The sequence below is a fragment of the Asanoa iriomotensis genome, from assembly GCF_016862515.1.
Lineage (GTDB): Bacteria > Actinomycetota > Actinomycetes > Mycobacteriales > Micromonosporaceae > Asanoa > Asanoa iriomotensis.
Genome location: NZ_BONC01000004.1, coordinates 196,640 through 218,925, shown reverse-complemented (window position 1 = coordinate 218,925; position 22,286 = coordinate 196,640). Strand labels below are relative to the sequence as shown.

Here is a 22,286-nt window from a genome sequence, read left to right as displayed (position 1 = left end):
CGCACCACCGCGGACCCGAGCAATGAGCTAGAAGTCGCCTTCGGCGACCTGGAAGACGGTCAGGCCCAGGTCGCGCCACATCCGGACGACGTGCTGGCGGTCGTCGAAGACGCCGACGACGCGGAAGTCGCCCGCGATCTCGCTCTGGAAGATGTCGCGCTTGACCACCGCGTCGCGGCGCGTGTCGCCGAAGCCGCGCATGTGCAGCGCCAGGTACGGGACGCCGACGTGTTCCGCCAGCCAGTCCTCGGTGTCGGTGCGGGCGCTCTCCTCGCGGCCGGTGCAGTAGATGACCCCGTAGCCCGCGGCGTGCATGGCGCGGACCGCGGCGATCACCGCGTGGTTGGGCTCGTCCTCGATGACCCGGTCGAGGTCGAGGTGGTGGCGGTCGCCGAGCAGCGCGACCGTGCCGTCGATGTCGACCAGCACGATCTCGGGCGCGTCCGCCGGCGGCTCGTAGCGGTCCGTCGGCGGTGCGGCGGCGACCGACGGCACCGGGAGCGGCAGGGTGCGGCCGGCCAGGTACCGCTGGTGCATCGACCGGATCGCCACCTCGCCGACCTGCTCCTCCTTGGGGCGGGTGGCGTCACGGCGGACGCACTCGTCGACCGGCACGTCGGTGAGGTCGTGCACCTCGAAGGTGGCGCCGTGGCGGGCGGCGAGGCCCGCCCATTCGCGAGCGACCCGGGTGCGCAGGTTCGTGTCGTCGACGCAGACGTCGACGCCGGCCTGGAGGAGGCTGTCGACCAGCGTGTACGAGGCGATCGTGACCTCGCGCTCGGCCCGGTCGGTGAGCAGCGGCTCGCCGTGCAGCATCCTGCGCAGGTCGTCGCGGTTGACCCGGACCACCCAGGGCTGCAGCGAGCGCGCATAGGTGGTCTTACCGGACGCGGGCAGGCCGCGTGTGATGATCAACCTGGGCACGCGGGACGGCATGCGGTCAATCATGACCCACGGGAATGACCACCCCAGGGGGCGCGTTACACCCGGCGGACCACTGCATGGCAGACTGGTCAATCGGCCAAGGTTCCGGTTCACGTCCGTTCGGTGGACGACCCGGCGACCATCGACGAAAGGACCGAGGCGGCATGAAGCCCGACATCCACCCGCAGTACGTGAGCACCGAGGTCACCTGTAGCTGCGGCAACACGTTCACCACCCGCAGCACGGCGAAGAACGGTCAGATCCACGTCGAGACCTGCAGCGCCTGCCACCCGTTCTACACCGGCAAGCAGCGCGTTCTCGACACCGCCGGCCGCGTGGCCAAGTTCCAGCAGAAGTACGCCAAGGTTCAGGCCAAGAAGAAGTAGCTACGCCGACGGCGCCCCCCTCGCGGTCCTGCGGGGGTGGGCGCCGTTTCGTGTCAACAAGGGGCCGGCAAAGGGGTACGACAATGAGCGTGGATCGACTCGCGGGGCTGCTCGACGAGTACGACGAGCTGGAGAAGCGGCTCGCCGACCCGGCGATCCACGCTGACCAGAACACGGCCCGGCGGGTGGGCCGGCGGTTCGCCGAGCTGGCCCCGATCCGCAAGGCCAACGACGAGCTCGAGCAGACCCGCGCCGACCTCGCCGCCGCGCGTGAGCTGGCCGCCGAGGACCCGTCGTTCGCCGGCGAGGTCGACTCGATCGCGGCCACCCTGCCGGCCCTCGAGGAGCGCCTCGCCGAGCTGCTCATGCCGCGCGACCCGCACGACGCCAAGGACGTGATCCTGGAGATCAAGGCGGGCGAGGGCGGCGAGGAGTCGGCGCTGTTCGCGGGCGACCTGCTGCGGATGTACACCCGCTACGCCGAGCGGCACGGCTGGGTCACCGAGGTGATCGACGCGCAGGACTCCGACCTCGGCGGCGTCAAGGACGTCTCGCTGGCGGTCAAGACCCGCGGTGTGCCGGAGGGCGGCAACGGCGTCTGGTCGCGGCTCAAGTGGGAGGGCGGCGTCCACCGCGTGCAGCGGGTGCCGGTCACCGAGTCGCAGGGCCGGATCCACACCTCGGCGGCCGGCGTGCTGGTGCTCCCCGAGGCCGAGGACGTCGACGTGAGCATCGACCCGGGCGACATCCGGGTCGACGTGTTCCGGTCGTCCGGGCCGGGCGGTCAGTCGGTCAACACCACGGACTCGGCGGTACGCATCACGCACCTACCCACGGGCATCGTCGTGAGCTGCCAGAACGAGAAGAGCCAGCTGCAGAACCGGGAGCAGGCGATGCGGATCCTGCGCGCCCGGCTGCTGGCTGCGGCGCAGGAGGAGGCCAACGCGGCCGCGTCCGACGCCCGCAAGGCCCAGGTGCGCACCGTGGACCGCTCCGAGCGGATCCGCACCTACAACTTCCCGCAGAACCGGATCAGCGACCACCGGATCGGCTACACCGCCTACAACCTCGACCTGGCGCTGGCCGGCGACCTCGACGGCGTGCTGGACGCGCTCAGCGAGGCGGACCGGGCGGCCCGGCTGGCCGGCGAGACGGAGCTATCCCGGCACTGACCGCGCGAGCCGGTCGACCCGGCGCAGCGCGTCGGGGATCCGGTGTGCGCCGGCCATCGCGCTGACGAGTGCCGCTGCCTCCGCGAGCGGGATGCCGGCCGCGGTCACGTAGAGCGGCCGGGTGCCGCCGCGGACCACGGGCACCGCGTGCGTCGCCGACCGGAACGCGGTCTTCGCGACACCCACCACCGGAATGTCGATCTCCGCACGCAGGCGGGCGCCGAGCCCGGGTCGGCCCGCAGGGTCCAGGTCGACGTAACCGTCCACGATGAGCAGGTCGACCGGCGCGGTCGTGGCGAGCACGGCGCGGATCACCGGCAGCTCGCGCTCGAAGAAGAAGCCCGGCCGGTACGCCGGCACCGCCGTCACCGTGCCGATCTTTTCCTCGACGAGCGTGGCGAACCGGGGTTCGGCGGCCACGACGAGGGCCGCGCGGGCGCCGCCCTCGTCCGGGTAGTGCGCGTCGACCGCGCCGTAGCGGTCGGTCATCCCTTGGCGCGGTGCTGGAAGCCGAGCAGCGCCGTCTCGACCGCCTGCTTGACGCGGTCGTAGCCGAGCCCGGCGTCGGCGAGCACCTGGCCGGCCGCGGTGTCGGGCATGCGCAGCACGCCGAGCAGGATGTGCTCGGTGCCGACGTAGTTGTGGCCGAGGTCGAGGGCGCTTTGCATGGCTTCCTGGAGCAGCTGCTTGGCGCCGGCGGAGAACGGCACGTGGTCGGGTGCCGCCTTCCGGCCCGGCGCCGGCAACCGCCCGGTGACCGCCTCGGCGAGCGTGGCGGGGTCCGCGCCGAGCGTGCCGACCAGCTTGGCGGCCAGCGCGTCGGTGGCGCCGAGCAGGGCGACCAGCACGTGCTCGGGCTCGACCAGCGGGTTGCCGCGCTCGTGGGCCAGCGCGCTGCTGTCCTTGGCGACCCTCGCGGCCTTCTCGGTGAACCGGGCGAACCTGCCCGCGCCGCCGCGCTGCTGGGCGGCCTGCTTGGAGACGCCCATGGCGTCGCCGATCTGGCTCCAGGACGCCCCGGAGAGCCGGGCGGCCCGGATGAAGTGGTCGATGAGCTGGTCGCCGAGGTCGCCGAGGGCGCGCGCCCGGGACCGGGCCTCCCCGACGCGGGCCACGGGGTCGGCGTCGGGCAGGTCGCTCTCGAGCTGGCTGATCAGGGCGTCGACGGAGAGGTCGAAGGGTGCCATGCGTCAAGTGTGGGTTGACGCCACCGACTTCGTCAAGGCCGGCTTGACGCCGCATTTCGGTCATTTTTGTCCGAGTGTGTGGATAGTGTGACTGGTGTGAGGTGGTTTCGGCTCGCAGTGGCATCCGTGCCGCTCGGGCTGCTGGTGTTGCTGTCCGGCGTCGCGCTGGCGACACCCCTGCCGAGCACCGTGGACGTCGCGCTGGCGGGCAAGGTCGCGCCGGCCACGGTGCGGGCAGGGCAGGACGCGACCCTGACCATCACGGCGCACAACAAGGGCTTCCTGCCAGCGGCCGGCGTACGCGTCGCGGTGCCGCTGCCGTCGCGCCTCGCCGTCACGAAACACACCGCCGGCCAGGGTTCCTTCGACGGTCTGGTGTGGACCGTCGGGGCGCTGCCGGTGCGGAAGACCGTGACGCTGACGCTCGTGGTGCGCGGGAGTGGACCGGCCACCGTCACGGCGGCAGCCGCGCTGGTCGGTGCGACCCCACGGGACGGCGACGCCCGGAACGACTTGGCGACGGCGGCGCTGCGGGTGACCGCGGCCAACGGGGCGGCCACGGTGCCGCGGGCGGACCTCGCGCTGGTGGCCCAGGTCGTACCGGCCACGGCCAGACTCGGTGAGCCGGTCAGCTTCGTGGTCACCGTGACCAACAAGGGCCCGGCGCCGGCGTCCGACGTGGAGGTGGCGGATCCGGTGGTCGCCGGGACCTTCCTGGCGTCGGCGGCGACCGCCGGCCAGGTGACCGGGCTGCCGGTGGGCACCGGCGCGGTGGCCACCGCCGCCCGCTGGCACGTGGGCACGTTGGCGGCCGGTGCCAGTGCGACGTGGACGGTGCGGGCGCTGACCGCGTTCCCCGTCTGGGGCGACACCGCGGTGCTGGTCACCCAGAGCGGCGCCGACGACCCGGTCCCGGGCAACGCCGTCGCCCGGGCGGCTCCGGTGGTGACCGCGGCCGACGTGGCGCTCGAGCGGGACGTCAGCAACCTCACCCCGGTCTTCGGGCAGGAAATCACGATCACCCTGACCGTCGGCAACGCCGGCCCGGACCCGGCGCGCGCGGTGACCGTCACCGATCCGCCCCGCGACGGGCTGGTCTTCGTGTCCGCGTCGTCGAGTGCCGGCGGCTACGACCAGGAGGCCGGCCGCTGGGCGGTCGGTGACCTGACGCCCGGCGCCGAAGCGACGCTGACCGTGCGGGTCCGGGTCGAGGCGGCCGGCCCGATCGCCGGCCGGGCGGTAGCCGAGGCGAGCCCCGGCGACCCGGACAGCGCGAACAACGCCGCCGAGACCGTGCTGACCGCGAGCGGCGCGGAGCCATTGCCGCTGCCGGTCTTCCGCACGGGCTTTCCGCTGCCGTTCACCGAGATCCGGCTCTCCACGATGGAGGCGACGATCGTCGGCGGCCTCCTGATGGCCTTCGGCCTCGTGCTGCTGGCGCACGTGGCGCCGGATGTCGTCAGGACGCGGCGCGCGGGCGGCGTTTGGCCCGCAACATCTCCCGGTCGGCGATCTCGAAGGCCTGGCCGAGAGCGTCACGCAGCGCCGGACCGGAGCCGTTGACCTCGGCGAAGCCGACGCTGACCCCGACCGGTGTGCCCGGGACCAGGGCGTGCCAGTCTTCGGCGGCGACCGCGGCCGCCACCCGGCGGGCCACGTCGGCCGCCTCGGCCATGCCGGCGCCCGGCAGCACGACGACGAACTCGTCGCCGCCGTAGCGGGCCACGAAGTCGCCGCGGCGCATCACCCGGTGGATCACCCCGGCGATGCGCTGGAGCACCAGGTCGCCGGAGTGGTGGCCGTGCTCGGTGTTGACCGCCTTGAAGCCGTCGAGGTCGCAGACGCCGATCACGGCCCGCTCGCCGCGGGCGACCATCGCCGCCACGTAGCGCTCGAGCTGCCGGCGGTTGGGCAGCCCCGTCAGCGGGTCGGTGAGTGCCTCGCCGGCGAGCTGCGCGGCGGTGCGGCGCAGCTCCTCGCGCTCGATCTGCGCCGCGATGCCGTCGACGTAGACCGTCTGCAGCCGGTCGCTGCGCTGCGCGGCCAGGCGGAACGCCTTGCGGTCGGCGCGGTGGGCCGCGGCGTGGTCGCCGGCCCGGGCGAAGGTCAGGCTGCGCAGCCGTTCCGGCTCGGCCGCGCCCAGCGTCTGCGGCGAGATCGTGACGGTGCCGATGCGGCGCAGCGCCTCGGTCGGCCGGCCGCCCGCGATCGCCACGCAGACCTCGCCGAGCTGGCGCAGGTCTCGCGCGCGAGCGCCGTCGCCGCCGGCGGCCAACAGCGCGTGCACGTCGGAACGGTCGTCGATCTCCTCGCCGAGGGCGCCCCGGCGCGCCGCCGCGTAGCCGTAGGCGGTCACCGTGGACGGTCGCAGCTTGGCGCCGCCGTCGGCGTCGAGGAACCGGCACAGGTCGGCGCCGATGTCGCGGAGCACCCGCAGGCAGCCGTCGGAGTCGCCGGAGTGGTCGAGCGCGACCGCGTTGCGCAGCCGGATGCCGGGCGCGGCGAACAGCTCCTCGGGCAGCCCGGCGGCGGTGCCGATCTGCCGGGCCCGCTCGATCGCGCCGAGCGCGTAGCCGTGGAAGCTCAGGTAGGAATAGGCCATCGCCAGGTCGTGCCAGCCCCACGCGGTGTCGCCGTCCGGGTCGGACACCCGGGTGAGGAAGCTCGCGCTCTGCACGAAGTGGGTGACGCAGCGGTCGAGGGCGCCCTGGTGGTGCGCGGCGAGGGCGGCCAGGGCGTGCGCGTGGCCGAGCACGTAGGGGTCGCCGACCTCGCGGGCGCCTTCCAGGGCAGCGTCGACGGCACCCGCGTATTCCGCGGTGCGGCCCAGGTTGATCACCGCGGACAGGCGCTGGACCAGCGCGTCCGCCCTGGTCTGCGGGTCGGTGGTGGTCTCGAGCACGCGGTCGAGTACCAGGCAGGCGTCGGCCGAGCGGCTCTGCGTCAGCAGCCCGCGCGCCTGGCGCAACACGTCAACCTGGTCGGGGACCCGGTCGAGCCAACCCACCGAGTGACCCCCTTCTGCAACAGTCGCGTGGTCGAACGTCAATGATTATCTAGTGACGGGCCGCCGACAACAGCCGACCGAAGGGACGACGATCCGCGTCGCACCAATGATCGCCGATGCCACCGACCGGTTGGCGTCCGCGGGGGTCGAATCACCGCGAAACGACGCCGAGCTGCTGGCGGCCTTCGTTCTCGGCGTGTCGCGCGGCCGGCTCCTGTTGGCCGACCGGGCCACCGCCGCGCAGGCCGACGCGTTCCGGCGGCTGGTCGATCGCCGGGTCGCCCGCGAACCCCTTCAATACATCACGGGTACGGCCGCCTTCCGGCACCTGGAGCTGGCGGTCGGCCCGGGCGCGTTCGTGCCCCGGCCCGAGACCGAGCTGCTCGCCGGCTGGGGCATCGACGTCGCCCGTGCGCTGACCGACCCCGTGGTGGTCGACCTGTGCGCCGGGCCCGGCCCGATCGCGCTGTCGGTGGCTTCCGAGGTCACGGCCTCGACCGTGTACGCGGTCGAGAAGTCCCCGGCCGCCCTGGACTGGCTGCGCCGGAACGCCGCCGAGCTGGCGCCGGGCACCCGGGTCGTGGCCGGCGACGTGACCGACCCGGGTCTGCTCGCCGACCTGCGGGGCCGGGTGGACGTGCTGCTCAGCAACCCGCCGTACGTCCCGTCGGGCACGCCGGTCCCGCCGGAGGTCGACCGCTACGACCCGGCGACCGCGGTGTTCGGCGGGCCGGACGGGCTGGTGGTGGTGCGTCCGGTGATCGACCGGGCGGCCGAGCTGCTGCGGCCCGGTGGGGCGTTGGCCATCGAGCACGATGAGGAGCACGGCGCGGCGGTACCGGAGCTGTTGCGCGTACACGGTGGGTTTGACCGGATTGAACCGCATGACGATCTCACCGGCCGTCCTCGATTCACCACTGCCCGCCGCATCGAGGGCAGCCCGTCGTGGCAGACTGGCTCCTCGTGATGCTCTATGACTGCCGGTCGATCGCCGACCGTGACCGGGGGATCGCCGCCGCGATCGAGGCGGTCAAATCCGGCGAGCTGGTGGTGTTCCCGACCGACACGGTCTACGGGCTGGGCGCCGACGCGTTCACGCCGTACGCGGTGTCGCAGTTGCAGACCACCAAGGGACGCGACCGGGCGGCCGCGCCGCCGGTGATGGTCGGCTCCCGGCACACCCTCGACGGCCTGGTCTTCTCGCTGCCGCAGGCGGCCCGTGACCTGGTCGAGGCGTTCTGGCCGGGCCCGCTGACGATCATCATCGAGCACTCGCCCACCCTGCAGTGGGACCTCGGCGAGACCGGCGGGCAGATCGCGGTGCGGATGCCGCTGCACCCGGTGGCCCTCGAGGTGCTGCGCGAGACCGGCCCGATGGCGGTGCTCTCCGCCAACAAGTCCGGCCAGCCCGCGCCCACCACCGCCGAGGAGGCCCGCGAGCAGCTCGAGTACGCGGTCCGCGTCTACCTCGAGGCCGGCCCGAGCGCCGACCCGGTGCCCAGCACCATGGTGGACGTGACCGGCGACGTGCCGCGCCTGCTGCGCGAGGGCGGCATCCCGATCGAGAAGCTGCGCGACGTGGTCCCCGGCATCGCCGGCCCGGAGCTGTGACCGTGCCGCCGTTCACCGTCCTGCACGTCTGCATGGGCAACATCTGCCGTTCCCCGATGGCCGAGCGCCTGCTCGCCCTCTCGGTCCGGCAGCGGTTGACCCGCGTGCCGGCGGGAACGGCCGTGCCGGAGGCCGACGCCCTGGTGCACAGCCACAGCGCCGGCACCGGTGGATGGCACGACGGCGAGGAGATGAACCCGCCGGCCGCCCGCCAGGTGCGCGCCCGCGGCGGCGACCCCACCGGCTTCGCCGCGCGCAAGCTCCTCTCGGAGCACATCGACGCCGCCGACCTGGTCCTCACGGCCACCGCCGATCAGCAGGACTACGTGGTCGCCCTGCGCCCCGACGCCGCGGCCCGCACGTTCGTGCTCGGCGAGTTCGGCCGCCTGCTGCCGGTGGTCGACCCCGCGGCGCTGCCCGACGGCTCCCTCACACCTGATGCCGTGTACGCCCGCGGTGTGGCCCTGGTCGAAGCGGTCGACGCCGCCCGCCGGGGCGCCGCGCCGCTGCCCGCCGACGACCTCGACGACCCGTGGGGCCGCGGCGACCAGACGTTCAGCCGGGTGGCCGACGAGATCGAGGAGACCGTCGTGCCGCTCGCCCGCCTGCTCATCCCGTCCTGAGGGGACAGACATGGTCAACGCCCGCTGGCTGGCGCCGGGTTCGCCGTCCGGGCTGCTCCGGCTCGGCGACGCCGAGGACGTCGCGGCCGTGCTCGCCGGTGGCGGGCTCGCGGTGCTGCCGACGGAGACCGGCTACATGCTGGCCGCCGCGGCCACGATCGAGGCGGCGGTGCTGCGGGTCTTCAAGGCCAAGCGGCGCGACCTCGCCCACCCGATGCACATCGCCTGCGCCTCGCTCGAGATGGCCGCGCACTTCGCGAAGCTGACGCCCGACGCCCGCAAGGTGATCGGCGCGTTCACGCCCGGGCCGCTGACCGTGGTCGTCGAGAAGACCAGCGAACTGCCCGACAAGCTGGTGACCCACCAGGGCACGGTCGGCATCCGGGTGCCGGACCACCCGGCGACCCTGCAGGTGATCGCGGCGGCCGGTGTCCCGGTGACCGCGACCAGCCTCAACCCGTCCGGCGCCGAGTCGCGGCCGGTCGACGCCGACGTGCTCGCCGAGCTCGAGTGGGACACGTCGGAGTCCTTGCCGGTGGTGGTCGACCACGCGTCGATCCGGCACTCGCTGGCCTCGACGCTGGTGCTGCTCACCGATCCGGACGGTCCGCGGGTGCTCCGCGAAGGCCCGGTCTCGGCGGCGCAGGTACAGGAGACCCTGGCTCGCTAGGGTGCTCGGCGCCGCGCGCGATGTTGCGGGCCATGCCACCGAAGATCAGCGCGTGGAACGGCGAGACCGCCGCCCAGTACGCGTGCCCGGCCAGCCCGTGCGGCAGGAACACCGCCCGCTGGCGGTAGCGGGACCGGCCCGGGCCATCCGGCTCGGCGCGCATCTCCAGCCACGCCCGGCCGGGCAGGCGCATCTCGGCGCGCAGCCGGAGCAGGTCGCCCGGCACGATCTCCTCGACCCGCCAGAAGTCGAGCGCGTCGCCGATGTAGAGCCGCTGCGGATCCCGCCGGCCCCGGCGCAGCCCGACGCCGCCGACCAGCCGGTCGAGCCAGCCCCGCACCGACCAGGCGAGCGGGAACGAGTACCAGCCGTTCTCGCCGCCGACCCCCTCGATCACCCGCCACAGCATCCCGGCGTCGGCGTCGACCACCCGCTCGCGTACGTCGGTGTAGACGCTGCCGCCGGACCACTGCGGGTCGGTGGGCAGCGGCTCGGCCGGCGAGCCGGCGCCGGACCAGCGGGTCTCCACGTTCAGGTCGCGGATTTTGCGCAGCGCCAGCCGCACCGCGCGGTCGAATCCGGTCAGGCCGTCGGGCGGGTCCGGCACGTACGCCGCGATGTCGTGCTCGTGCGCCACCGCCTCGTGGATGAGGCTCTCCACCAGCGGTCGGGCGATCGAGTTGGGCACGGGGGTGACGAAGCCGACCCAGTGCGAGGAGAGCCCGGGTGTCAACGGCCGGACCGGCACGATCAGGCGCCGGGGGAGTCCCGCCACGACGGCGTACCGCTGCATCATCTCGGCGAAGGTCAGCACGTCCGGTCCGGCGATGTCGAAGCCGCGGTTGACGCCGGCCGGCAGCGTGGCCGCGCCGATCAGGTAGTGCAGGACGTCGCGGACGGCGATCGGCTGGATCCGGTTGCGCACCCAGCGCGGCGTGACCATGGCCGGCAGGCGCTCGGTCAGGTAGCGGAGCATCTCGAACGACGCGGAGCCGGAGCCGATGATCACCGGCGCCCGCAGCACCGCGGTCGGCGTGCCGCTCTCGAGCAGGATCCGGGCGACCCCGGCGCGTGAGCGCAGGTGTGCGGAACTGTGGCTGCCCGGCGGGGGCTCGGGGCCGCCGAGGTAGACGATCCGCCGCACGCCGGCGTCCCTGGCCGCGGCCGCGAACGCCTCGGCGTTGGCCCGGTCGAGGTCCTCGAAGTTGGGCCGGCCGAGCGAATGGACGAGGAAGTAGGCGACGTCGACGCCGGCGAACGCGGCCGGCAGGGAGGCCGGGTCACCGAGGTCGCCCTTGCTCACCTCGACCCGGTCGGCCCAGGGCACGTCGCGCAGCTTCTCCGGCGAGCGGCTCAGGCAGCGGACCTCGTGACCGGCGTCGAGCAGGCGGGGGACCAGGCGGCCGCCGATGTAACCGGTGGCGCCGGTGACCAGACACTTCATCTCTCTCACTATGCGGCTCCCGTCGCCGGCTCGGGCGGTATCCGGATCGTCACCCAGAGTTCGCCATAGGTTTCCCGGGCGGCGCTGATTTGTCCGGGCTTATCCGAATCTATGGCGCGTTCCGGGAGACTTGGCGGGCGCACGTAGACTGCTCCGCAATGTCGACGACCTCCGTACCCACTCCGGCCGAACCGACCGCGACCCCCGAGGACCGCAACTGGCGGCTGCGGCACCTGCCGCCCATCCTGATCGCCGCCGCGGTGATGACCGCCGGCGCGGCGGTCCTGGGCGGCGTGTTCGCGGGCGGGGTGGGCGCCTACGCGGCGCCACTGGGCGTGCTCGTCGCGACCGCCAGCTTCCTGGTGTCCACGTTGGCCATCGCCTGGGCCGACCGGCTCGACCCGAAGCTCGTGATGCCGTTCGGCATGGGCGTTTACGTGGCCAAGCTGAGCGTGCTCGGCGGCCTGATGCTGGTCGTGGCGACCACGGGCTGGCCCGGGCTCAAGCCACTCTCCGTAGGCATCGTGGCTGGCGTGTTGGCGTGGACAGCGACCCAGATCTGGTGGATCGTGACGGTGCACGCCCGAGGATTTCGTCGTTAACGCGACCCTTCGGTGACCCCACATCAGGGGTCGGAGGAGTAGCGTGAGCGCAGAGGCAGATTCATCATCCCATCACCCCCGCGCTGCATGAGCGTGCGGGGGTCGAGTCTTCGCCTCCCTCTACCGGCTGATACGGTTCCCGCGTCATGGCCGGTGACCCACCCTCGCAACACTCCGACAAGGACCCCGACGCACAGCCGACGGGGGCCGACCTCGGCTGGACCGCCCTGTCCTACCTCATCGGCGGGATGTTGGTGTGGGGGTTCATCGGCTGGCTGGTCGACCGATGGGTCCACACCGGCGGCGTGATCACCGGCATCGGTGTGGTGATCGGTTGCGCTGGTGGGATCTACCTGGTCATCCAGCGAATCGGCGCCCCACCACCGGGGCCCGGCAGTTCATGAGGGAAGGGACGCGGTGATCGGACAGGCGGTCGCTCTCGCGAGCGAGGTTCCGTTTCCACCAGAGGTGGGCGACTTCTACCTGCCCTCCATCGTGCCGTGGGGCGGGCTCAACTCGCTGTGGTTCACGAAGATCACGGCGCTGGTGTGGCTCAGCACCGCGATCATCATCGTGTTCTTCCTGCTCGCGTACCGGAAGCCCAAGTTGGTTCCCGGCAAGGCGCAGTGGATCGCGGAGTCGTCCTACGGCTTCGTCCGCAACAACATCGCGGTCGAGATGCTGGGCGCCCGGGGCGTGCGCTTCGCGCCGTACTTCACCACGCTGCTGCTGTTCATCGTCTTCAACAACCTGTGGAGCATCGTCCCGATCGCCCAGATCTCGCCGAACTCGCACATCGCGTTCCCGGCATTCCTGGCGCTGATCAGCTACGTGCTCTTCAACTACGTCGGCATCAAGAAGTTCGGGTTCCGCAAATACATGCGCAACTCGCTCATTCCGCCGGCGCCGTGGTTCGTGCTGCCGATCCTGATCCCGATCGAGTTCTTCTCGACCTTCCTGGTGCGGCCGTTCTCGCTCGCGGTCCGGTTGTTCGCCAACATGTTCGCCGGGCACATGCTGCTGCTCGTCTTCACGCTCGGCGGCTTCGCCATGTTGAACGCGACGCCCGCCCTGGCGCCCATCTCGGTGCTGTCCTGGTTGATGACCATCGCTTTGACCCTGCTCGAGCTGCTGGTGGTCTTCCTGCAGGCCTACGTCTTCACCGTGTTGACCGCGAGCTACATCCAAGGCGCGGTCTCGGAGGAGCACTGATCCCGGCCCCTCGGGACGAGTGGTCCACCCCCGCACCAACAGTTGTCCGTCCCGCGTGAACGTCACGCGTGATAACCAGGAGGAACCTCAGCAATGGACATCGCCGCAGGAGTTAGTGGCAGCCTCGCCGCTATCGGATATGGCCTCGCCGCCATCGGTCCGGGCATCGGCGTCGGGCTGATCTTCGCGTCCTACATCCAGTCGACCGCGCGCCAGCCCGAGTCGTCGCGCATGACCCTGCCGTTCGTCTGGATCGGTTTCGCCGTGGTTGAGGCGCTCGCGCTGTTCGGCATCGCGTTCGGCTTCATCTGGGCCACCGGCTCCTAAGACCCCAACCTTCGAACGGGAGGTTTCCATGATCCTTAGCGCAGCAGTCGAGCACAGCCCGATCCTTCCGCTCTGGCAGGAGATCGTGGTTGGCGGCGTCGCGTTCGCGGTGCTCTGCTTCGTGCTCATGAAGTTCGTCTTCCCGCGCATGGAGGAGACCTTCAAGGCGCGGGTCGACGCGATCGAGGGTGGCCTCAAGCGCGCCGAAGAGGCGCAGTCCGAGGCCAACAAGCTGCTCGAGCAGTACCGGGCCCAGCTGGCCGAAGCACGCACCGACGCCGCGAAGATCCGCGACGACGCGCGTGCCGACGCCGAGGAGATCCGGCAGGAGATCCAGGTGCGGGCCCGCGAGGAGTCCGAGCGGATCATCGCCGCCGGGCGCGAGCAGCTCAACGCCGAGCGTCAGCAGATCGTGCGCGAGCTGCGGGCCGAGGTCGGCACGCTCGCCGTCGACCTGGCCGGCCGGATCGTCGGTGAGTCGCTCACCGACGAGGCGCGCCGCCGTGGCACGGTTGACCGGTTCCTGTCCGAGCTCGAGTCGACCGGGAGCCGTTGATGCAGGGCGTCAGCCGGGAGTCCTTCCGCTCCGCCGCGGAGCGGCTGGACTCCTACGCGGCCTCGGCGCCCGCCGCCGACCTCGCGACGACCGGCGACGAGCTGCTGTCGGTGGCTGACGTGCTCCGCCGGCAGCCGACGCTGCGGCGGGCGCTGTCGGACCCGGGCCGGCCCGGCGAGGACCGGGCGGAGCTGATCCGCTCGCTGCTCGCCGGCAAGGTCGGCGACGAGACGCTCGGGCTGGCCACCACCCTGGCCGGCGGCCGCTGGTCGGCCGCGACCGAGCTGCTCGACGCGACCGAGCGGTTGGGCGTCGAGGCGCTGCTCGCCAGCGCCGACCGCGCCGACGACCTCGCCGACGTCGAGGACGAGCTGTTCCGTTTCGGGCAGGTCGTCGACGGCTCGCCGGCGCTGTCCAGTGCGCTCTCCGATGTGGTCGCGCCGCCCGCGCAGCGGGCCGAGCTGGCCTCGTCGCTCCTGGAGGGCAAGGCCAAGCCGGTGACCCTGCGGCTCGTCGAGGTGGCGCTCGGCGGCTTCGGCGGGCGGTCGTTCCAGGCGGCATTGAGCCGCATGGTGGAAATGTCCGCTGAACGGCGCGATCGCCAGGTCGCTTATGTCACCGTCGCAGCACCGCTGTCCGATGACGAGGAGCGCCGGTTGGGCGCCAAGCTGTCACAACTGTACGGTCGAGACGTCACTGTCAAGCAGACGGTCGATCCGCAGGTGCTGGGCGGCATGAGCGTGCTTGTCGGCTCCGACCTCTACGACGGCACGGTTCTGCGCCGCCTGAACGACACCCGCAAGGCGCTTTCCCAGCGCTGACACCCCGCCCGCTTAGACCCTGACACCGCACCGGTAACCCGGGCCTGAATAGAGGAAGCAGAGGATGGCCGAGCTGACCATCTCGTCGGAGGAAATCCGCGGCGCCCTGGAGCGCTACGTCTCCTCCTACACGCCCGACATCTCCCGCGAGGAGGTCGGCACCGTCGCCGACGCCGGTGACGGCATCGCACACGTCGAGGGCCTGCCCTCGACCATGGCCAACGAGCTGCTGGAGTTCGAGGACGGCACGCTCGGCGTGGCGCTGAACCTCGACGCCCGCGAGATCGGCGTCGTGGTCCTGGGCGACTTCGCCGGCATCGACGAGGGCCAGCGCGTGAAGCGCACCGGCCGCGTCCTGTCCGTGCCGGTCGGGGACAAGTTCCTCGGCCGCGTGGTCGACGCGCTCGGCGCTCCGGTCGACGGCCTCGGTGAGATCGAGAACGAGGGTTTCCGCGAGCTCGAGCTCCAGGCGCCCAACGTCATGGCCCGCCAGTCCGTCAGCGAGCCGCTGCAGACCGGCATCAAGGCGATCGACGCGATGATCCCGATCGGCCGTGGCCAGCGCGAGCTGATCATCGGCGACCGCAAGACCGGCAAGACCACCATCGCGCTCGACACGATCCTCAACCAGAAGGCCAACTGGGAGTCCGGCGACCCCAAGAAGCAGGTCCGCTGCATCTACGTCGCGATCGGCCAGAAGGCCTCGACCGTGGCGTCGATCAAGGGCATCCTCGACGAGGCCGGCGCGATGGAATACACCACCATCGTCACCGCGCCCGCGTCCGACCCGGCCGGCTTCAAGTACATCGCGCCCTACACGGGTTCGTCGATCGGCCAGCACTGGATGTACGCCGGCAAGCACGTCCTGATCGTCTTCGACGACCTGTCGAAGCAGGCCGAGGCCTACCGCGCCGTCTCCCTGCTGCTGCGTCGCCCGCCGGGCCGTGAGGCGTACCCCGGTGACGTCTTCTACCTGCACTCCCGCCTGCTGGAGCGCTGCGCGAAGCTCTCCGACGAGCTGGGTGGCGGTTCGATGACCGGCCTGCCGATCATCGAGACGAAGGCCAACGACATCTCGGCCTTCATCCCGACCAACGTCATCTCGATCACCGACGGCCAGATCTTCGTCGAGCCCGACCTGTTCAACCAGGGCGTCCGGCCGGCCATCAACGTCGGCACCTCGGTGTCCCGGGTCGGCGGCGCCGCCCAGGTCAAGCCGGTCCGCAAGGTGTCCGGCTCGCTGCGGCTCAACCTCGCGCAGTACCGCGAGCTCGAGGCGTTCGCCGCGTTCGCGTCGGACCTCGACCGCGCGTCCCGCGCCCAGCTCGAGCGTGGCGCCCGCCTGGTCGAGCTGCTCAAGCAGCCGAACTACTCGCCGTACCCGGTCGAGGAAGAGGCGGTCGTCGTCTGGGCGGGTGTCGAGGGCAAGCTCGACGACATCGCGGTCGGCGACGTGCGGCGGTTCGAGGCGGACTTCCTCGACCACGTGCGCCGGCACGACAAGGCGACGCTGCAGGCGATCGCCGACGGCCAGTGGGACGACGACATCATCGCCGCGCTCGACAAATCCATCACGGGCTTCAAGGAGAACTTCCTGGCCCGGGGCGAGACGACCACGGTCAACGAGCCGCCGGCCGAGCCCACCGAGGGTGAGCTCGAGAGCGAGTCGGTGACCCGGTACACCGACCAGCCGGCAGAGAAGGCGTAGGCACCGCATGGCGGCCCAGGTACGCGTCCTTCGCCAGCGCATCCGCTCGGCGAAGGGCATGAAGAAGATCACCAAGGCGATGGAGCTCGTCGCGACGAGCCGCATCGCCAAGGCGCAGGCGCGGGTCGATGCGTCGCTGCCCTACGCCCAGGCGATCACGGGTGTGCTGACGGCGCTGGCGTCCAACGCCAGCGTCGACCACCCGCTGCTCACCCCGCGCCCGCGGGTGCGCCGGGCCGGGGTGCTGCTCATCACCAGCGACCGGGGCCTGGCCGGCGGCTACAGCACCAACGCGATCCGCACCGCCGAGTCGCTCGTCGCGCGGTTGCGCGAGGACGGCAAGGAGCCGGTGCTGTACGTCATCGGCCGCAAGGGCGTCGGCTACTACCGCTTCCGGCAGCGGCCGATCGAGGCGAGCTGGACCGGTTTCTCGGAGCAGCCGACGTTCGAGGACGCCCGCACGGTGGGTGACACGCTGATCGAGGCGTTCACCCACGGTGCGGACGACACCGACGACGGTCCGGGCGCCGACACGGTCACCGGGGTCGACGAGCTGCACATCGTCTACACGCAGTTCAAGTCGCTGCTGACCCAGACGCCGGTCACCCGCATCATCGGCCCGATGCAGGTCGAGGAGCGCCCGAAGTCCGAGGGGCTGCTGCCGGCGTACGAGTTCGAGCCCGAGGCCGAGGCGCTGCTCGACGCGTTGCTGCCGCGCTACGTCAACACCCGCATCTACGCGGCCCTGCTGGACTCCGCGGCCAGCGAGTCGGCGGCGCGCCGGCGGGCGATGAAGAGCGCGACCGACAACGCGGAGGACATCATCCAGACCTATACGCGCCAGATGAACGCGGCGCGGCAGGCCGGGATCACCCAGGAGATCAGTGAGATTGTCGGCGGCGCGAACGCGCTGGCCGCGGCGGGAAGTGAAGCGTGATGACTGCGACTGTCGAAGCTGAGACCACCACGGCCAACGGCCGTGTCGTCCGGGTCATCGGCCCGGTCGTCGACGCGGAGTTCCCGCGTGACGCCATGCCGGAGATCTACAACGCCCTGCACGTGAAGGTGTCGCTGGCCGAGGGCGACAAGACGCTGACCCTCGAGGTCGCGCAGCACCTCGGCGACAACATGGTGCGGGCGATCTCGATGCAGCCCACCGACGGTCTGGTCCGCGGCGCCGAGGTGGAGAACACCGGCTCGGGCATCACCGTCCCGGTCGGCGACATCACCAAGGGCCACGTCTTCAACGCCATCGGCGAGGTGCTCAACCTCAAGGAGGGCGAGAAGTTCGAGGTCAAGGACCGGTGGCCGATCCACCGCGAGCCCCCGAAGTTCGCCGACCTCGAGCCGAAGACGGAGATGCTGGAGACCGGCATCAAGGTCATCGACCTGCTCACCCCTTATGTGAAGGGTGGCAAGATCGGCCTGTTCGGCGGCGCGGGTGTGGGCAAGACGGTGCTCATCCAGGAGATGATCACCCGCGTGGCCCGCAACTTCGGTGGCACCTCGGTGTTCGCCGGCGTCGGCGAGCGCACCCGTGAGGGCAACGACCTCATCACGGAGATGGCCGAGTCCGGCGTGCTCCCGCAGACCGCGCTGGTGTTCGGCCAGATGGACGAGCCGCCGGGCACCCGGCTGCGCGTCGCCCTCTCCGCGCTGACGATGGCGGAGTACTTCCGCGACGTGCAGAAGCAGGAGGTGCTGCTCTTCATCGACAACATCTTCCGCTTCACCCAGGCCGGTTCCGAGGTCTCCACGCTGCTCGGCCGCATGCCGTCCGCGGTGGGTTACCAGCCCACCCTGGCCGACGAGATGGGCCAGCTGCAGGAGCGGATCACCTCGGTCCGGGGCCAGGCGATCACCTCGATGCAGGCGATCTACGTGCCCGCCGACGACTACACCGACCCGGCGCCGGCCACGACGTTCGCGCACCTCGACGCGACCACCAACCTGGAGCGGTCGATCTCCGACAAGGGCATCTACCCGGCGGTTGACCCGCTGGCGTCCTCGTCGACCCTGCTCGCGCCGCAGTTCGTGGGCCAGGAGCACTACAACGTCGCGTCCGAGGTCAAGCGGATCCTGCAGCGCTACAAGGACCTGCAGGACATCATCGCCATCCTCGGCATGGAGGAGCTCTCCGAGGACGACAAGGTGACGGTGCAGCGGGCCCGCCGGATCGAGCGGTTCCTCTCGCAGAACACCTACGCCGCGGAGCAGTTCACCGGCGTGCCCGGCTCGACGGTGCCGATCAAGGAGACCATCGAGGCGTTCAAGAAGATCTCCGAGGGCGAGTACGACCACTTCCCCGAGCAGGCCTTCTTCATGTGCGGCGGGCTCGAGGACCTCGAGCGCAAGGCCGCGGAGCTGATGAAGGACTGAGCGTCCTCACTCACAGCGATCCAGGCACCCCGGTGGGTGCCTGGATCGTTGCGTTTTGTCGCGCGCGTGTTGCCGCACAGTAAATGGTTTGGCCCGATTTCGCACGGCGGCCGACCCGGGCGTCCGTATTCAGGCGTGAGATATAGGCTCTCGACCGCAACCGCGAGCCCTGCCGCACACGTCTCCATAACGGAAGCGGCAACGGGGGATCGACGACAAGGAGTTTCGATGGCGAGAAGGTCGGGCAGCGGTTCATCGGGCCGCTCGACCGGGCGCGGTGCGACCGGCAGGGCCACGCCGGGCGCTCTCCCGCCGGACTTCGGCGGCCCTGCGGGTGTCTCCTCCGCCACCGCGAAGAAGAAGCGGTCCGGTATCCCGCGGTGGGCGCGCTACTGCACCATCCTCGGCGCGATCCTGATGGTCGCCAGCGGCGGTCTGCTGGTCACCTCGGAGGCGCTGCTGGCCCGCTACGAGGGTGCGGTCACCACCGAGGACCTCTTCGGCGACGGCGCCAAGGTCGAGGCCAAGAGCGACATCAAGGGCCCGCTCAACATCCTGTTGGTCGGCATCGACCCGCGCAACACGACGACGCTGCCGCTGGCCGACTCCGTCATGATCATGCACATCCCGGCGTCGCTCGACCGGGGCTACCTGTTCTCCCTCCCGCGGGACACGCTCGTCGACATCCCGGCCTTCCCGAAGTCCGGCTACAACGGCGGCCGCGAAAAGCTCAACGCGGCGATGTCGCACGGGGCGCGGGTCCAGGGCGGTGGCACACCCGACCGGGCGAAGGGTTTCGAGCTGCTGTCGAAGACGATCAGCAACTACACCGGGATCGCGCGCTTCGACGCCGGCGCGATCATCAACTTCTCGGGCTTCAAGAAGATCGTGGACGCCATGGGCGGCGTGACCATGTACGTCGACGAGGCCGAGGTGCTCTCGGAGCACCTGCAGCCCAGCGGCAAGGCCCGCCCGATGCGGGACTGCGGCGGCTGTGCCCACCCCTACTACGGCCCGCAGGCCCGCTACACCAAGGGCACGCACAAGTTCCAGGGTTGGCAGGCGCTCGACTACGTGCGGCAGCGCTACACGGTCGAGGGTGGTGACTACGGGCGCCAGCGGCACCAGCAGCAGTTCGTCAAGGCGATGGCCCAGCAGGTGCTCAGCAAGAACGTGATGACCGACCTGCCCAAGCTCGACAAGGTGCTGCGGGCGGCCGGCGAGGCGCTGGTGTTCAACGGCCGTGGCCACAGCGTGGCCGAGTTCGGCTTCGCGCTGAAGGGCATGCGGCAGGACTCGATCACCATGATCAAGCTGCCGGGCGGCGGCATCAGCGAGAACGGGAAATACCTCGGCGAGGGTCTGAAGCCGGTCGCGACCGACTTCTTCGCGTCCATCAAGAACGAGACGACCGACGCCTTCATCGCCAGCCATCCGGAGCTGATCAACCGCGACAAGTGACCGACCTCGCGTCCGGGGGTGCCGCCGTTCACAGGTGGCACCCCTGGTCCGTCTCAGGCGCGGGCGCCGATTAGACTTCACTCCAATTCCACCGCGACACCGGGCGATCCCCTCGCCCCGGTCCGGCGTCGAAGAGGAGCCAGAGTGGCAAATCGACTCCATGTCGAGCTCGTGTCCGTCGAGCAGAAGGTGTGGACCGGCGAAGCAGAGATGCTCGTCGCCCGCACCACCGAGGGCGAGCTGGGTGTGCTGCCGGGCCACGCGCCGCTGCTCGGCCAGCTGGCCGAGCCGAGCCAGATCCGCATCAAGCTCGACGGCGGCCAGACCCTCGCCTACGACGTAGCCGGCGGATTCCTCTCCGTAACGGAGACGGGCGTGACGGTCTTGGCCGAAAGCGCCACGCCAGCCGAAGCCTCGGCTCGCTGACGGAGCCGGGCCGATGCTGATCATCGAATGGATCGCAATCGGCCTCGGCCTGCTCCTCGCCGCGATCGTCCTGTTGTTCGCCCGACGGGCGTATTACGCCCGCGCCGGCGGCACGATCCGCTGTGACCTGCGCGTCTCGACCCTGCTGGTCGGTCGGGGCTGGTCACCGGGCTTCGCCCGCTTCGTCGGCGACGAGATGCGCTGGTACAGGGTGTTCAGCTTCGCCATCCGCCCCAAACGCGTGCTGTCCCGCCGGGGTCTGACGGTGGCGAGCCGCCGCCTCCCCGAGGGCCAGGAACGGCTCACGATGCCCGCCGACTGGATCATTCTCCGCTGCGTCGGCCACCAGGCTCCGGTGGAGATCGCGATGGCGCTCTCCACCGTCACCGGCTTCTCGTCCTGGATCGAGGCGGGCCCGCCGAACTACCAGCGCAACCACCTCTCGGCGACCGACTGGCCGCCCGCGGCCTAGCCCTAGCTCTTCTGCTCGTAGTCGTAGAACCCCTTGCCGGTCTTCCGACCGAGGTCGCCCGCGACCACCATGCGCTGGAGCAACTCCGGCGGGAAGAACTTCTCGTCGGCGGTGTCGGTGTAGATGTTGCGGGCGGCGTGCAGCATCACGTCCACGCCGGTCAGGTCGATGGTCGCCAGCGGGCCCATGGCGTGCCCGAACCCGAGCTTGCACGCGGTGTCGAGGTCCTCGGCGGAGATCACCCCGGACTCGACGAGCTTGACGGCTTCGAGCGCCAGCACGGCGATCAACCGGGTGGTGACGAACCCGGCGACGTCGCGGTTGACCACGACGACGGTCTTCCCGATCTCCTCGGCGAAGGTCTTGGCCTTGGCCAGCGCGTCATCGCTTGTCTTGTAGCCGCGGACGAGCTCACAGAGCTTCATCATGGGCACGGGCGAGAAGAAGTGGGTCCCCACGACGGACTCGGGCCGCTGGGTGGCCGCGGCGATCTGGGAGACCGGGATGGCCGAGGTGTTGGTCGCCAGCACGGCGTCGGCCTTGCAGATCTTGTCGAGCTCCCGGAAGACGTCCTGCTTGATGTCGAGCCGCTCGAACACGGCCTCGACCACGATGTCGGCGTCGGCCGCCGCGCCGAGGTCGGTGGTGGTGGTGATCCGCCTGAGCAGGGGTTCCACGTCCGCGCCGTCGATGGTGCCCTTGGCGACCATCCGCTCGAGCGACTTGTTGATCGCCTTGACTCCGCGCCCGACGGCCGCGTCATCCAGGTCGCGGAGCGTCACCTCCCACCCGGCCTGCGCCGCCACCTGGGCGATCCCCGACCCCATCAACCCGGCCCCGATGACCGCCAGCCGACCCGCCATGCCGCACTCTCCCTTGAGTCTTTGGTTCCTCCAATGGAACTTAGTAGGCCGGGTGAACGATCGGTCAGCCCACTCGCTGTGACCGACTGCACCCGAGAAAGGCTCGCGGACTGACAAACTGAGCAGATGCCGGTGGTCCGGGACCTGGAACTAGGCGGCGGGGGCGCAGCATGGGCGAGAACGAGGCTCCGGAGTTCGGCCTGCTGGTAACGGTGGCCCAGCCGGCGACGGGCGCGGACGCGGAGTCCCTGCGCCGCCGCCTGACGGCCAACGGCATCCGCTCGACGGTGGCACCGGGCACGAACGGCCGCACCCGCATCCTGGTCTTCAGAGAAAACGCGGCCCACGCCCGCCGCCTGGTCGGCGGCGGCGCCCTGGACCCCAGCGCGGAGTGAGCTACCGCTGCCTGATCTCATCCCCCGCTGCAGAGGCGCC

At 71.1% G+C, this 22,286-nt stretch carries 26 protein-coding genes; 20 read left to right on the top strand and 6 right to left on the bottom strand.

The window, feature by feature from the left end; all coding sequences use genetic code 11:
- Window positions 1-27: 27 nt before the first annotated feature.
- On the bottom strand, window positions 28-936 hold the full coding sequence (locus tag Air01nite_RS05380; RefSeq protein ID WP_239090506.1) for a phosphatase domain-containing protein: 909 nt from the start codon (window positions 934-936) through the stop codon (window positions 28-30).
- A 152-nt stretch (window positions 937-1,088) separates the two neighbouring features.
- Here Air01nite_RS05380 and rpmE point away from each other — a divergent pair, with 152 nt between their 5' ends.
- Window positions 1,089-1,310 carry a 50S ribosomal protein L31 gene (rpmE, locus tag Air01nite_RS05375; protein ID WP_203700672.1) on the top strand — a complete coding sequence of 74 codons (222 nt, stop codon included), beginning with the start codon at window positions 1,089-1,091 and terminating at the stop codon, window positions 1,308-1,310.
- Between the two features lie 83 nt (window positions 1,311-1,393).
- Entirely contained in the window at window positions 1,394-2,482 is a 1,089-nt protein-coding gene (gene prfA, locus Air01nite_RS05370; protein WP_203700671.1) for a peptide chain release factor 1, read from the top strand.
- Here prfA and Air01nite_RS05365 read toward each other — a convergent pair.
- Together Air01nite_RS05365 and Air01nite_RS05360 are read right to left on the bottom strand one after the other, a co-directional pair.
- Window positions 2,468-2,971: an endonuclease V gene (locus Air01nite_RS05365; protein WP_203700670.1), complete on the bottom strand. Its 504-nt coding sequence runs from the start codon at window positions 2,969-2,971 to the stop codon at window positions 2,468-2,470. The two genes, prfA and Air01nite_RS05365, sit on opposite strands and share 15 nt — an antisense overlap.
- Window positions 2,968-3,669 (bottom strand): Clp protease N-terminal domain-containing protein, encoded by a 702-nt coding sequence (locus tag Air01nite_RS05360; RefSeq protein ID WP_203700669.1) that lies wholly within the window; start codon window positions 3,667-3,669, stop codon window positions 2,968-2,970. Before Air01nite_RS05360 ends, Air01nite_RS05365 begins: the two co-directional genes overlap by 4 nt.
- 96 nt (window positions 3,670-3,765) lie before the next feature.
- On the opposite strand from Air01nite_RS05360, the gene Air01nite_RS05355 reads away from it, so the two are divergent.
- Entirely contained in the window at window positions 3,766-5,232 is a 1,467-nt protein-coding gene (locus tag Air01nite_RS05355; protein ID WP_203700668.1) for a DUF11 domain-containing protein, read from the top strand.
- On the opposite strand, the gene Air01nite_RS05350 is transcribed toward Air01nite_RS05355, so the two are convergent.
- Window positions 5,129-6,676 carry a GGDEF domain-containing protein gene (locus Air01nite_RS05350; RefSeq protein ID WP_203700667.1) on the bottom strand — a complete coding sequence of 516 codons (1,548 nt, stop codon included), beginning with the start codon at window positions 6,674-6,676 and terminating at the stop codon, window positions 5,129-5,131. The two genes, Air01nite_RS05355 and Air01nite_RS05350, sit on opposite strands and share 104 nt — an antisense overlap.
- 106 nt (window positions 6,677-6,782) lie before the next feature.
- On the opposite strand from Air01nite_RS05350, the gene prmC reads away from it, so the two are divergent.
- The 4 genes from prmC to Air01nite_RS05330 are packed head-to-tail and all read left to right on the top strand — an operon-like array spanning window position 6,783 to window position 9,580.
- On the top strand, window positions 6,783-7,643 hold the full coding sequence (gene prmC, locus Air01nite_RS05345; RefSeq protein ID WP_203700666.1) for a peptide chain release factor N(5)-glutamine methyltransferase: 861 nt from the start codon (window positions 6,783-6,785) through the stop codon (window positions 7,641-7,643).
- Window positions 7,643-8,287: an L-threonylcarbamoyladenylate synthase gene (locus Air01nite_RS05340; protein ID WP_203700688.1), complete on the top strand. Its 645-nt coding sequence runs from the start codon at window positions 7,643-7,645 to the stop codon at window positions 8,285-8,287. The genes prmC and Air01nite_RS05340 overlap by 1 nt, the downstream gene beginning before the upstream one ends.
- A 2-nt stretch (window positions 8,288-8,289) precedes the next feature.
- The gene (locus Air01nite_RS05335) at window positions 8,290-8,910 is read left to right on the top strand and encodes an arsenate reductase/protein-tyrosine-phosphatase family protein (protein ID WP_203700665.1); all 621 of its coding nucleotides are present in this window, start codon (window positions 8,290-8,292) and stop codon (window positions 8,908-8,910) included.
- Window positions 8,911-8,920: 10 nt separating this feature from the next.
- Window positions 8,921-9,580 carry an L-threonylcarbamoyladenylate synthase gene (locus tag Air01nite_RS05330; RefSeq protein ID WP_203700664.1) on the top strand — a complete coding sequence of 220 codons (660 nt, stop codon included), beginning with the start codon at window positions 8,921-8,923 and terminating at the stop codon, window positions 9,578-9,580.
- Here Air01nite_RS05330 and Air01nite_RS05325 read toward each other — a convergent pair.
- The gene (locus Air01nite_RS05325; RefSeq protein WP_203700663.1) at window positions 9,501-11,024 is read right to left on the bottom strand and encodes an SDR family oxidoreductase; all 1,524 of its coding nucleotides are present in this window, start codon (window positions 11,022-11,024) and stop codon (window positions 9,501-9,503) included. The two genes, Air01nite_RS05330 and Air01nite_RS05325, sit on opposite strands and share 80 nt — an antisense overlap.
- Before the next feature lie 158 nt (window positions 11,025-11,182).
- Between Air01nite_RS05325 and Air01nite_RS05320 the strand changes: the two genes are divergently transcribed.
- The 12 genes from Air01nite_RS05320 (at window position 11,183) to Air01nite_RS05265 (ending at window position 20,988) form a co-directional block, all read left to right on the top strand.
- Window positions 11,183-11,626 (top strand): hypothetical protein, encoded by a 444-nt coding sequence (locus Air01nite_RS05320; RefSeq protein WP_203700662.1) that lies wholly within the window; start codon window positions 11,183-11,185, stop codon window positions 11,624-11,626.
- A 146-nt stretch (window positions 11,627-11,772) separates the two neighbouring features.
- Window positions 11,773-12,030 carry an AtpZ/AtpI family protein gene (locus Air01nite_RS05315; RefSeq protein ID WP_203700661.1) on the top strand — a complete coding sequence of 86 codons (258 nt, stop codon included), beginning with the start codon at window positions 11,773-11,775 and terminating at the stop codon, window positions 12,028-12,030.
- A 13-nt stretch (window positions 12,031-12,043) separates the two neighbouring features.
- Window positions 12,044-12,838: a F0F1 ATP synthase subunit A gene (atpB, locus tag Air01nite_RS05310; protein WP_203700660.1), complete on the top strand. Its 795-nt coding sequence runs from the start codon at window positions 12,044-12,046 to the stop codon at window positions 12,836-12,838.
- 93 nt (window positions 12,839-12,931) lie between these two features.
- Window positions 12,932-13,165: an ATP synthase F0 subunit C gene (locus Air01nite_RS05305; RefSeq protein WP_116068989.1), complete on the top strand. Its 234-nt coding sequence runs from the start codon at window positions 12,932-12,934 to the stop codon at window positions 13,163-13,165.
- A 28-nt stretch (window positions 13,166-13,193) separates the two neighbouring features.
- Window positions 13,194-13,721, top strand: coding sequence for a F0F1 ATP synthase subunit B (locus Air01nite_RS05300; RefSeq protein WP_203700659.1), 528 nt, complete (start codon window positions 13,194-13,196; stop codon window positions 13,719-13,721).
- Complete coding sequence (locus tag Air01nite_RS05295; RefSeq protein WP_203700658.1) at window positions 13,721-14,542, top strand: F0F1 ATP synthase subunit delta; 822 nt, start codon at window positions 13,721-13,723, stop codon at window positions 14,540-14,542. The genes Air01nite_RS05300 and Air01nite_RS05295 overlap by 1 nt, the downstream gene beginning before the upstream one ends.
- A 64-nt stretch (window positions 14,543-14,606) precedes the next feature.
- The gene (atpA, locus tag Air01nite_RS05290) at window positions 14,607-16,250 is read left to right on the top strand and encodes a F0F1 ATP synthase subunit alpha (protein WP_203700657.1); all 1,644 of its coding nucleotides are present in this window, start codon (window positions 14,607-14,609) and stop codon (window positions 16,248-16,250) included.
- Between the two features lie 7 nt (window positions 16,251-16,257).
- Entirely contained in the window at window positions 16,258-17,187 is a 930-nt protein-coding gene (locus Air01nite_RS05285; RefSeq protein ID WP_203700656.1) for a F0F1 ATP synthase subunit gamma, read from the top strand.
- Window positions 17,184-18,629: a F0F1 ATP synthase subunit beta gene (gene atpD / locus Air01nite_RS05280; protein WP_373310320.1), complete on the top strand. Its 1,446-nt coding sequence runs from the start codon at window positions 17,184-17,186 to the stop codon at window positions 18,627-18,629. The genes Air01nite_RS05285 and atpD overlap by 4 nt, the downstream gene beginning before the upstream one ends.
- A 228-nt stretch (window positions 18,630-18,857) precedes the next feature.
- Window positions 18,858-20,090 carry an LCP family protein gene (locus Air01nite_RS05275; RefSeq protein ID WP_203700654.1) on the top strand — a complete coding sequence of 411 codons (1,233 nt, stop codon included), beginning with the start codon at window positions 18,858-18,860 and terminating at the stop codon, window positions 20,088-20,090.
- 144 nt (window positions 20,091-20,234) lie between these two features.
- Entirely contained in the window at window positions 20,235-20,516 is a 282-nt protein-coding gene (locus tag Air01nite_RS05270) for a F0F1 ATP synthase subunit epsilon (RefSeq protein WP_203700653.1), read from the top strand.
- Window positions 20,517-20,529: 13 nt separating this feature from the next.
- The gene (locus Air01nite_RS05265) at window positions 20,530-20,988 is read left to right on the top strand and encodes a DUF2550 domain-containing protein (RefSeq protein ID WP_203700652.1); all 459 of its coding nucleotides are present in this window, start codon (window positions 20,530-20,532) and stop codon (window positions 20,986-20,988) included.
- 2 nt (window positions 20,989-20,990) lie between these two features.
- Here the strand turns inward: Air01nite_RS05265 and Air01nite_RS05260 are convergent, their stop codons facing one another.
- Window positions 20,991-21,851, bottom strand: a complete 861-nt coding sequence (locus tag Air01nite_RS05260; protein ID WP_203700651.1) for a 3-hydroxyacyl-CoA dehydrogenase family protein — start codon at window positions 21,849-21,851, stop codon at window positions 20,991-20,993.
- Between the two features lie 170 nt (window positions 21,852-22,021).
- Here Air01nite_RS05260 and Air01nite_RS05255 point away from each other — a divergent pair, with 170 nt between their 5' ends.
- Window positions 22,022-22,246, top strand: coding sequence for a hypothetical protein (locus Air01nite_RS05255; RefSeq protein WP_203700650.1), 225 nt, complete (start codon window positions 22,022-22,024; stop codon window positions 22,244-22,246).
- Window positions 22,247-22,286: the final 40 nt, after the last annotated feature.